Here is an 11,439-nt window from a genome sequence, read left to right on the forward strand (position 1 = left end):
TCAACGCTCCTCCGCGCCCGCGTCCGCTGTCGTGGCTGCGAACGTGCGCGCGTCTCACGTGTATGAAAGTGGGCAGTGCGCTTTTCCTTACGCGGTTTCCGCCAAGTCTTTGGTGACGATTTCGCAGACTGCTCCGTTCGGGGCAACCACGGGTGCGCTGAACAGGTCAGTTGACGCAGGGGACGCCGTCGGCCGTGATGGGTTTGTCATCACCCGAGCCGGCCGGCGGAGCCGCGGGGGAGGACGCGGGCGCGTTGCCCGAGCCCGCCGGGGCACCCGATCCGTTGGCCGCGTTGTCGGCGCTCGGCTGGTAGTCGGAGCCGAGGAAGACCATCACGTGGCCGGGGGACACGCTCTTGTCCTCCTGCACCGTGGCCTTGGTGCCGAGCGCGTCGGCGACAGCGTTGCCGGCGGTCTCGCCCCCGTTCGGCACCCAGATCACGGTGGTCTTGCGCGACGACGCGTTGGCCGTCTCACCCGCGGTGAAACCCTTGCCGGCGAGCTGCTTCGACACGCTCGCGGCCAGGCCGTCGCGCCCCGACGCGTTGCGGACGTCGACGGTGGTGCCCTTGTTCGCGTCGTCCGGCTTCGGCGCCTGCGCCTGCTGGCCGGTCTGCGGAGCGGCCAGCCCCTGCACGAAGTTCTTCACCTGGTGCGGGTCGACCTTGATCGCGACGCCGTCGTTCGGCGTCTGGTAGGCGACGTCCTCGGTCGGGATCGTGCGGAACTCGAGCTGGCCGCCGGTGAGGCCCTTCATCTGCTGGGCGAAGCTGAAGATGTCCCAGTTCTGGTTGAGGACCACGGACTTCTTGATGGCGTCGATCAGCGCGTTGAGCTTGCCGGGGTCGGTCAGCGTGCCCGCGGACAGCACCTTGCGCGCCATGCCGGCCATGAACACCTGCTGGCGCACGACGCGGTCGAGGTCGCCGCGCGGCAGGCCGTGGCGCTGCCGGACGAACTCGAGCGCCTGCACGCCGGAGATCGTGTGCACGCCCTTCGTGAAGTTCGCGCCGGAGTACTGGTCGTTCACGTTCTCGTTCAGGCACACGTCGACGCCGCCGATGGCCTGCGTGATGTCGCTGAAGCCGAGCAGGTTGATGGCCGCGTAGTTGTCGATCGTGGAGCCGGTGAGGCCCTCGACGGTGGAGATGAGCTCCTTCGCGCCGGCCTGGTTGGCCTTGACGTCGAGCTCCTTCGGGTCGGACACGCCCTGCGCCTGCAGCTGCTTGCGGGCGTCGAGCATCGCGCGGGCGTACGCGGAGTTGATCTTGTGCTGGCCGTAGCCGGGGATGCTGACGTACGAGTCGCGCGGGATCGAGATCGCGACGGCCTTGCTGCCGTCGTTCGGGATGTGCACGAAGATCAGCGTGTCGGTGTTCAGCTCACCGTCGGACACGCCGGCGCGCAGCTGGGCCAGCAGCTGCGGCGACAGCGGGTTGCCTTGCGCGTCGGTGCGGCTGTCGAGGCCGACGAGCAGGATGTCGCGCGCACCGTCGGCGGGTTTGTCGCCGCCGGAGTTCGGGTTGATCACGTCGGCGTAGTTCAGGCCGTTGACCAGGCCCTGCATCGCGGCCCACGCGTAGCCGGTGAGGCCCATGACCAGCAGCGACACGACCGTGACGGCGATCTTGGTGCCGCGGAACGAGCGGTGGCGCACACGCCGCGGCGGTGGGCCGGAACGGCGTTGTGAAGAGCGGGGCGGGCCGTAGTCGCGGTCCCGGCGATCGCGCCCGGGTGGCGGCACGCGGCCGGGGTTGCGCCTGCCCGGCGTGTCCTGCCAGGTGCGGGCGGGGCGTCGGCCGCCTTGCCCGTTCCGTGGCGGATTGTCCACGCGGTCCGCTCCTCACTCCTCGTCGTCCGTGTCCGGTACCCCCGGACCTGAAGACGCATGGTGCCTGGCCGGGGTTGCGGTGGGCCCGCACCTCCCCCGGGTCTTGTGGCCTGCACCACCATCGTCCGCCATTCCGGGCCCTTTTGCCTGGTCGGCTGTTTGCGTGTCGCGTCCCGAGTTTCTCGTCAGGGCGTGGCGCTCGCAGCACGGCGGCCCACGACCAGGCACGAAGCCGCCGCGAGCAGGGCGAACGCGGCGGTCGTGGTGTGCAGCACCACCGTCGTCGCGCCGCCCGGCTGGCCGTCGCCGGCGGCCAGCAGCGACGGGGCGCAGGCGAGCGCGCACACGAGCCACGTGCCGCCCGACAGCGCGGCGCCGGTGCGGACGGTGTGCAGCAGGAGCACGCCGAGCAGCAGGTGCACGAGGCTCTGCACCGGGTCGAGGTGCAGGCCCAGGAAGTCGGCGTCCGCGGCGACGTTGCCGAAGCGGGCCAGCGCGAGCCCGAACACGCCGAGCGTCGCGTAGCCGATGCCCAGCGCGGCGGCGGCCCGCGTCAGCAGCACCGGGCGCCAGCCGGTCACCGCACGCGGCCGGGGCGGCGGGACCGGATCGCCCTCGGTGCCCTTCCGGTCCCCGCCGTGTCGTTCGAACCACCAGAACACCAGGCCCGCGGGCACCAGCAGCAGCGCGATCGCCACGGCGATGCGCGGGTGCAGGAGCCAGGCCAGCCCGTCGGCGATCGGGCCCGGCAGGTAGACGACGGCGACGAGCAGCAGCATCGCCGCCAGGAACGCCAGGTACAGGCTCATCGGCGCGCGCAGCACCAACCCGGTCACGCGGCTGACCCGCGGCCGCGCCGCGACGCGCAGCAGCCGGGCGCCCAGCAGGCCCGCGACGCCCAGCTGGCTGATCCCCAGCAGCAGGACCTCCCACGGCGGCGCCGACAGTGCGGCCGGCGCACCGGGGCTACCGAGCAGGATCGGCGACGCACCGAGCGCGAAGGTCGCGACGAGGAGCGCGCCGACGCCGGCCACCGCCGCGACCGCGAGCACGGGCCGGCGGAGCCGGACGCCGTCGGCGTGGGCGAACGCGACCTGCTGGGCCAGCAGCGCGAGCGCCAGCGTCGCGCCGTACCCCGGCAGCGGCGAGCCCGACCACGCCGCGGCCACTTCGCCGCCGACGACCAACGCGCCGAGCGCCGCCACGGACCACAACCGGATCCGGCGGTACAGCGCGAGCAGCACGGGGGCGCCGACGATCGTCAGCAGGTACACGCCGAGCAGCCACAGGGGGTGCAGCGCGATGCGCATGACCGTGGCGTTCGTGCCCGCCGGGATGCCGAGCAGCTCCAGCGCGAGAGGCACGACCAGCGCGACGACGGCGAAGATCAGCGCGGGCCGCAGCAGCGGGCTCGCGCGTTCGGCCAGGTAGTGGCGGTAGCCGCGGTCGCGTTCGGCCCGCCAGCCCACGGCGTTGGCGTGCCCACCGGCGAAGAACAGCACCGCGGTGAGCTGGGTGAGCCACGTCACCGGCCACCACGCGGACTCGGGCGCGCCGGCCCAGTCGGCCAGCGCGGTCGCCGATTCGCCGAGCACGAGCAGCACCGCGCCACCGACGCCGAGGATCGCCCACCGGGCGGGCGGACCGGTCCGCAACCGGGCGGGCCGGGGCGTGGTGCGCCGCGCGGTGTGCCACCCGCGCAGCCGGAACACGAGCAGGCAGCCGATCACCAGCACACCGGCGACCATGGGGCCGATCGGGTCGGCGACCGGCGGGCCCCAGCGCTGGTGCCACGAGTTCACGACCAGGCCGGCCGAGTACAGCGTCGCGACGAGCTGGCAGGTGCGCGGCGAGTCCATCGGGTTCACCACGCACGCGTGGTGCATGTCGTGCGACAGCTGCGCGTCGAGCGAGGCCCGCACGCTCTGGTCGAGCGGGTGGCCCTTCTTGTCCGCGTAGCGCAGCAGGTCGTAGCCCAGGTCGTGGGCCTTGCACGGCACGGCGTAGTCCCACTTGGTGTTGTCGTCGCCCCACGGGGTGGAGCACCCGCCGTCCACGTGGACGGCGCGGACGGTCCCGTCGCGCGCGGGCAGAGCACCCGGGCGCACGCCGCTGACGGCGGTGAAGTCCTTCGGGAGCAGCGCGAGCGCCGTCGGCTGCGGGCCGGGGTGGACCAGCGCCTCGATCGCGTTCTGCGCCGCCAGCACGTCGCCGGTCGGCGGGCCCTGGTCCGGTGGCGACGCCGGGCGCGACGCGATGAGCCCGAAGGCGAACACCACGAAGAGCACCAGCAGGAGCCAGCCCGATGTCGACCAGGGACGGCGGATGCGGACGGCGGCCGGTCGGTCGTCGATGGCTGGCATGCGCTCCAGGGTGCCAGTTGTTCACGGGAGGCGGTACGGGGACGGCCCCCTGGACGGGGTGGGGGTATCCCCACGGCCGTTCGGGCGAATGTCGGTAAACACATTTCAGGTGGTGATGAATTGACCGCGACCCCATTTAACCCGCTCGGTCACGGAGAGCGAAAGCGGATGAATTCTCCGGCTCGTTATCGGTGGTTCGCGAAGCGAACGCGATTAATCGAAATTGGGGTCGGCGGTGATTCGCGCGGGTGATTCGCGAAAGATCAGGCCGGGCGCGGCGGCGGATCCGCGTCGGCGAACCGCACCTGGTTCCGGCCGCCTTCCTTGGCGGCATACACGGCGGCGTCGGCCGCGTGGAGCAACTGTTCCACCGTCGTTCCGTTCGGGCCGAGCAGCGCCACTCCGATCGACGTCGTCCGCCCGGTGATGCGGGCGCGCCCGCCGCGTTTGTCCGTGGTCACGATCTGCTGGTCGGCGATGGCGGTGCGGATCCGTTCGGCCGTCACCTTGGCGGCCGTTTGGTCCACATCGGGCAGCAGGATCAGGAATTCCTCGCCGCCGAAGCGGCCGATGATGTCCCGCGGGCGGGTGATGTCGTCGAGCGTCTGCGCCACGGTCCGCAGCACGTCGTCACCAGCCGGGTGGCCGTAGGTGTCGTTGATCCACTTGAAGTGGTCGAGGTCGATCATCAGCAGCGCCAGCATTTCGTTGCCGCGCGCGGACCGGGCGAGGGCGCGTTCGGCTGATTCGGACCACCCGCGCACGTTGAAGATGCCGGTCTTCGGGTCCGTACGGGCTTCCGACTGCAGCTGGTTGATCTCGGCGAGCCGGTTGCCGAGCACGGTGATGAGCACCAGGATCACGATCGCCGGCGGGATGTTCACCAGCAGGATCGTGGCGATCGTGCCGAGCCCGATCGTCGAGAGTTCCAGCAGGTTGTCGTCCTTCGTGCCCAGCACGTTGCTCAGCGTCGGCGCGGACGTGCCGCCGAGGGCGAGCAGGCTGCCGATCACGATCGCTTGCAGCGCCGCGTAGACGAAGCCGACGAGCATCAGGATGCCGAAGACCTTCAGCGAGTTCCCGGGCGTGAGGTGCTGGATGTCGGCCGAGGCGAAGGTCTGGTACAGCTCGTGCGCGACCAGGGCGGCCACGGCGTGCGTGAACGAGGTGAACACGAACTTGTGCGGCGGCCGCCGCGAGTTGAACCACCGCTGCACGCGGACGATGACGATCAGCAGCAGCGTCAGGTGGATCGGCAGCAGCAGCGCTCCGGGGAACACCCAGATGCCCGACAGGTCGATGTGGACGGCCGTCACGCGGTTGCGCCGCCGCTCCTCCTGCCGCCGGGTCAGCTGGATGTGCACCGTGGCGCACACGGCGAGGATGCCGAACCGGGCCCAGTCGACCAGCGTCGTGGTACCCGTGGTGACGATCGCGAACGTCAGCACCCCGACGGCCAGCGCTTCCCAGGAAAGCAGGAAAACGATCATTGGACGCGGCTTCGTCCACAGATCCCACGACCTGATGTGATTGCGGGAAATCAACTCGTGAAGCCGTTTGCCAACGCCCTGCGACCGTTCGGTCGCGGCTGGTGAACCACTGGAAAAATCTTGTGAACCCGAGGAGTGATCATGGTTCCGCGTGGGTACCCAGCGTTTGGAGTCCGTCGGTTCACCGTGCGCGTGTCCGTTCTCGGGCATCGGGCTCGGCCTCCTCCGGTCTCTCGGGCAGATCGCTTGTGGTGGTATCCGCTGTGGTGCTGTTATCTGTTACCGGTATCATCGCACTCACCGACTTCCCGGCGGTGAGCACTCCACGAGCCACAGAATTCGTGGTCCGTCCAACCGTGCGCCTCTCACCAGGAGGCGCCTTCCCCCGATGGCTGGTGAACCCTGAATGCGAATTGCAGTGCAGGTCTCTCCGCCGTGCCCTCCAGGAGGTGTTTTCCCGATGCGCGACCGCGAAGCCTGAATCGCTCCTGTCCTTTTGCTGCGAAATTGCCGACGTGCGCGACCTGACGAGGGGGTGGCCGACGATGCGTGACCGCGAGGCGTGATTCCGGTGACCGGGAACCCCGCGCCGGTGATCCGGCGTCCTGTGACCCGGTGGTTCCTGACGGTGGGTTTCGTGACGACAAGAGCAGGGGAGGTCGGCGATGCGTGACCGCGAGGCGTGAGAAGACTGCGATCCGGGTAACGGATCGGCCCGGCTGGTGTACGCGCCGGCCATGACTCAGATCCCGGTGTCGGCGGCGACCGCGTGCCGCACCCGGGTCCACGAGAACGCGGTGGGGATGGCGAGCGCGACGCCGAGCAGACCGGCGAGCGCGATGGCGGTGATCGCAGACCCGGTCACCTGCGCGACCACCCCGCCGAGCGCGACCCCGACACCCTGCGCGACGCGCAGGCCCGTGCGGTAGAGCCCGCCGGCGCCGCCGCGCAGTTCGTTCGGCACCCAGGTGGCGAACGTCGCGGTGACCGTGATGATGTACGCGCCCATCGCACCCGCCAGCGCGAGGAGCACGAGCGCGAGGGCCAGGTTCGGCTGGACTAAGAAGAGCGCCAGCAGGGCCAGTGAGGTCGTCGCGAGCACCCCGAGCAGGCGGAGCCTGACCTGGGCGGACGCGAACTTCGAGAGCAAGTAGGCGCCGGCCACGAACCCCAGCGGGTCGGCCGCCAGGAGCCAGCCGACGGCGGCGGACGACGAGCCGAGCTGCTCCGCCAGCGGTGCCGCCAGCCCTTCGGGGACGACGGCGAGCCCCACCAGCCACGACAGCGCGATCAGCACCCGCAGCCGGCGCTGTCCGAACACGTACCGCGTGGCCCCGAACCACGTCGACTGCTCGCCGCCCGCGGCCGGGCGGTCGTGCACCCACACGCGCACGATCAGGGCCGCGACGGCGAAGCTCACCGCGTCGATGGCGAGTGCCCAGGACGTGCCGACGAGCGTCACCAGCACCCCGCCGCCGGCGAGGCCGAGCAACATCACGGTGTTGGTCGTGATGCCGCGCAGGTCCTGGCTGCGCAGGTAGATCTCGTCGTCGGTGAACACCTCACGGGTGATGGCGTTCTGCGCCGCGTTGGCCGGCGACGCGGCCAGCTGCACGATCACGAGCAGGCAGCAGAGCACCACGAGCGGCATCCCCGGCACGCTCATGAGCCCCACCAGCACCGCCTGCACCGAGAAGCTCGCGCTCAGCACCGTGCGCCGCCGGTAGCGGTCGGCCAGGAAGGCGAGGCCGAGCCCGCCGGCGAGCGCCGGCAGGAACGTGAGGGCGTAGACGACAGCGGCCCAGAGCGCTGAGCCGGTGCGGTTGTAGACGAGAATGGCGAGCGCCACCTTCGCCAGCTGGTCGCCCCCGCTCGAGATGGCCTCGGCCGCCCACAGAACGCGGTACTCGACGTTCCGCAGCGGTGCCGTCAGCCGTGGCGTGGCGTGGGTCGTCACCGGGTGACCACTTCCCCCTCCCCGATCGGGTGAACGTGTCGTGTCGCATTCTGCCTGGGCTGTGACGGCGGCCCCGAGGGAGTCACAGATCCTGAGCAGTGGGACGACAATCAGTATGCCGCTGATTACGCGGAGGCGAACGGAAGATCCGGGTCTTCTCTTCAACTGGGCCGATCGGGCTACGCCGGAAGGAGTGCTCCTCTCTCGGCTCTGACCGGTCCGGGGGTACCGGGGAACTGGTCGTGTCCCACTCGTTCGGCGCAGCCCGGGCACCGTTCGTCGCCACCCCACTGCCCGCTGTGCCGAACGGTCGAAGACTGGAGGGGAGCCCGGCGGTGCGGCCCCTCGCCCCGCCGGCGCACGCAGTGGGGAGGCAGAACATGGACAGGCTCATGCAGGACAAGGCCGTGGTGGTGACGGGCGCCGGCCGGGGGCTCGGCGAGGCGTTCGCCGTGCACGTGGCCCAGGCGGGTGGGGCCGTGGTGGTCAACGACGTCGATGCCGCGCTCGCCGAACGCACCGCCGCGACCATCCGCGAACACGGCGGCCGGGCCGTCGCCAGCGGGCACACCGTGGCGGACCCGGCGCAGGCGCAGGCGATCGTGGACCTGTGCGTGGCCGAGTTCGGCCGCATCGACGGCCTCGTCAACAACGCCGGCCTGAACTACGAAGCGCTGCCGTGGGAGGACGACGTCGACCAGGCCAGGGAGCTGGTCGAGGTCAACGTCCTGGGCGTCATGTACACCGGGCTGGCCGCCATCAAGGCCATGGTCGGCGCCGGCACGCACGGCTCCATCGTGAACATCTCGTCCGGCGCGTCACTGGGCCAGCGCAAGCTCGGCGTGTACGCGGCGTCGAAGGGCGCGGTGGCGTCGCTGACGTACTCGTGGGCGCTGGACCTGGAGGAGCCCGGGATCCGCGTCAACGCCGTGTGCCCGGTCGCGCACACGCGGATGGTGTGGAAGTCGGAACGGGCGCTGCGGGCCTGTCCGCCGGAGCGCACGCCGTCTCGGATCGCGCCGGTGGTGCTGTTCCTGCTCAGCGACGGGTCGGCCGGGATCACCGGGCAGATGATCCGGTGCAACGGGCCGCAGTTGCACGTGATGGGGCAGCCGTTCCTGAAGCAGCCGATCTTGGAGCGGCCGGTGTGGGATACGGAGACGGTGAAGAACGCGTTCGACGAGGTGTTCTCGGCGCATCTGGAGAACTACGGGTTGGAGAAGAGGGTGCCGCCGAAGTTGAGGAAGTGGACGGATAGTTCACGGATTGCTTGAGTGGTGCCTTGGGGGGTGGGGGGTGCGCGGGCGGCTCGTTGCGCTGGCGCGCAACGTTGCGCACGGGGTGGGTGCGTGGGCACCCCGATCTTTGATCGGTCGCCGGGGTCTGGACCACGTGTCAAGGCGGGAAAGCGTACCTTGACACGTGGTCCAGACCGCGGAGAAGGCGGGGATCGAGGTGCAGGGCCAGGGGCTGGGTGCACTGGTGGGTTTTGTAGATCGGTGCTGGTGGGTTGGGTGCGCTGGTGGGGTTTGTAGATCGGTGCGGTGGGGCGTGGTTGATCAAGGCGCGTGTGTGCGGTGGTGAGTGTGGGCGCGTGGCAACGCCGGGGTTGGGTCGAGGGGACCATTCGAGCCTTCCGCGCGCGGCATGGCCTGCCCCGAGGGGACCGTTCGTGCGGTGGGGGCGTGTTTGATCAAGGTCGCGTGTGCGCGGCGGTGGTTGTGGGCGCGTGACAACGCCCGGTATGGGGTCAGAGGATCGAGGCGCTGGGGCCACTAGATCGGTGAGGGGCGGCCGGCTGAGCAAGGCTGCGCTCGTCCGGTGGTGGTGAGCGTCGGCGCACCACCACCGGACGGGCGCGCGGGTTCAGGATGCGGGGCTCGCGGCCGCGTAGAGCTCGGTGATCGTGGCGCTGTAGCGGTCGTTGATGATGCGGCGCTTGAGTTTGAGCGTTGGGGTGAGTTCGCCGGTTTCCGGGGTCCAGGCTTGGGTGATCAGGTGGTAGCGCTTGATCTGTTCGATCCGCGCCAGGCGGCTGTTCGCGGAGGCGACGGCCTGTTCGATTTCGGCGCGGACCTGGTCGTGGGCGGCCAAGGTGTCGAGGTCCGGTGCTTCGATGCCGTTGGCGGCGGCCCAGCCCGGGGCGATTTCGTCGTCGAGGACGATCAGGGCGGTGACGTAGGGGCGGTCGTCGCCGATGGCGACGGCTTGGCCGATGAGGGGGTTTTCCTTGAGGAGGCCCTCGATGCGGGTGGGGGCGATGTTCTTGCCGCTCGAGGTGATGATGAGTTCCTTCTTGCGGTCGGTGATCCGCACGAAGCCGTCTTCGTCAATCGTGCCGATGTCGCCGGTGGCGTACCAGCCGTCGGCGTCCGTGGCGTCGGCGATGGAGCCGTCTTCCTGCAGGTAGCCGAGGAAGACGATGGGGCCGCGGACGAGCAGTTCGCCGTCGTCGGCGAGCTTGACCTCGACGCCGTCCAGGGGCTTGCCGACGGTGCCCGCGCGGAACGAGCCGGCGCTGTTCGACGTCGCCGCGCCCGTGGTCTCCGACAGACCCCAGACCTCCACGATCTCCACGCCGAGCCCGGCGATGAAGTACAGGACCTCGACAGGCAGCGCCGCCGCGCCGCTGGAGGCGACGAGCACCTGGTCCAGACCCAGCAGCGCGCGCACCGGCGCGAGCACGGTCTCGTCGGTCTTCGCGATCCGTTCGGCCAGCTCCGCCGGCACCTCCTTGCCGTCGGAGCGCAGCTTGTAGCCCTCCTGCAGCAACGCGTTGGCCTGCAGCAGCGCCTCGCGCCGCTCCTCGGGCACGCCGCCGAGCATGTTCTTCATGCCGGCCACCATCTTCTCCCACACGCGAGGCACGCCGAAGAAGCTCTCCGGGTGCACCTGCCCGAGCGCGGCGACGACGCCGGACGCGTCGGCGACCGTGTGCACGTGGCCCGCCCACAGCAGCGGCAGGTAGATCGACAGCTCGCGCTCGGCGATGTGCGCCAGCGGCAGGTACGCGATGTTCTTGGCGTGCATGGGCGCGTCGTGCAGCTGCTGCACCGCGAGTCCTTCGTGGACGGCGTTGCGGTGCGACAGCACGACACCCTTGGGGTCGCCGGTGGTGCCGGACGTGTAGATCATCGAGAGCGGGTCGTCGGGCCCGATCCCCTGCCACGCCTGCTCGAACGCCGCGGGGTCCTCGGCCAGCGCCGCGCGGCCGGCTTCGCGCACGTCGGCGAACGAGACGAACCGCTCGTCGCCGGCGGGAATCGCGGCGGCGTCCATCACCACGACGTGGCGCAGCGCCGGGAGGTCGTCGAGCACCGGCAGCCAGCGCTCGAGCTCACCCGCGCCGCCGAGCACGACGACGGGCGCGGCGCTGTGCCGCGCGACGTAGCGGATCTGGTCGGGGCTCAGCGTCGCGTACGCGGTGCACGGGATGGCGGCCACGTGCACGGCGGCGAGGTCGGCGATGAGGTGGTCCGGACTACTGGCGGCCATGATCAGCATACGGTCCCGGTTGCCGAGGCCGAGCCCGGCCAGGCCGCGGGAGAACTCGGCGATCGCGGTGCGGAACTCGCTCCAGCTCAGCGTGGGGTGACCCTCGAGGTCGAGTGAGGTGACGGCCGGGTGCTCGCCGTACTCGGTGGCGTTGCGGTGCAGCAAGCGGGGGATCGTCAGACCCTCGGCTCGTGCGGCGACGGACTGCGGCGTGGTCAACGCTGGACCCTCCTCCGGTTGCGGATGACCGACCACAATAGGGGGTCCCGGCCGGTGTGGATAGAGAATCGCGGCCAGTCCCGT

At 70.6% G+C, this 11,439-nt stretch carries 6 protein-coding genes; 1 reads left to right on the top strand and 5 read right to left on the bottom strand.

Translation table 11 applies throughout. From position 1 onward, the window contains the following. Positions 1-166: 166 nt before the first annotated feature. The 4 genes from ACIA77_RS17785 to ACIA77_RS17800 form a co-directional block, all read right to left on the bottom strand. Positions 167-1,831, bottom strand: a complete 1,665-nt coding sequence (locus tag ACIA77_RS17785; protein ID WP_395886955.1) for an LCP family protein — start codon at positions 1,829-1,831, stop codon at positions 167-169. Positions 1,832-2,016: 185 nt separating this feature from the next. Beyond that, entirely contained in the window at positions 2,017-4,194 is a 2,178-nt protein-coding gene (locus ACIA77_RS17790) for a phospholipase A2 (RefSeq protein WP_395886956.1), read from the bottom strand. A 263-nt stretch (positions 4,195-4,457) separates the two neighbouring features. Then, on the bottom strand, positions 4,458-5,684 hold the full coding sequence (locus ACIA77_RS17795; RefSeq protein ID WP_395886957.1) for a GGDEF domain-containing protein: 1,227 nt from the start codon (positions 5,682-5,684) through the stop codon (positions 4,458-4,460). Between the two features lie 742 nt (positions 5,685-6,426). Then, the gene (locus tag ACIA77_RS17800; protein WP_395886958.1) at positions 6,427-7,641 is read right to left on the bottom strand and encodes an MFS transporter; all 1,215 of its coding nucleotides are present in this window, start codon (positions 7,639-7,641) and stop codon (positions 6,427-6,429) included. 380 nt (positions 7,642-8,021) lie between these two features. Between ACIA77_RS17800 and ACIA77_RS17805 the strand changes: the two genes are divergently transcribed. Beyond that, positions 8,022-8,915 carry an SDR family NAD(P)-dependent oxidoreductase gene (locus tag ACIA77_RS17805; protein WP_395886959.1) on the top strand — a complete coding sequence of 298 codons (894 nt, stop codon included), beginning with the start codon at positions 8,022-8,024 and terminating at the stop codon, positions 8,913-8,915. Between the two features lie 592 nt (positions 8,916-9,507). On the opposite strand, the gene ACIA77_RS17810 is transcribed toward ACIA77_RS17805, so the two are convergent. Further along, the gene (locus ACIA77_RS17810; RefSeq protein ID WP_395886960.1) at positions 9,508-11,355 is read right to left on the bottom strand and encodes an AMP-dependent synthetase/ligase; all 1,848 of its coding nucleotides are present in this window, start codon (positions 11,353-11,355) and stop codon (positions 9,508-9,510) included. Between the last annotated feature and the right edge of the window lie 84 nt (positions 11,356-11,439).

This window comes from Amycolatopsis sp. NPDC051903 (assembly GCF_044452505.1).
Lineage (GTDB): Bacteria > Actinomycetota > Actinomycetes > Mycobacteriales > Pseudonocardiaceae > Amycolatopsis.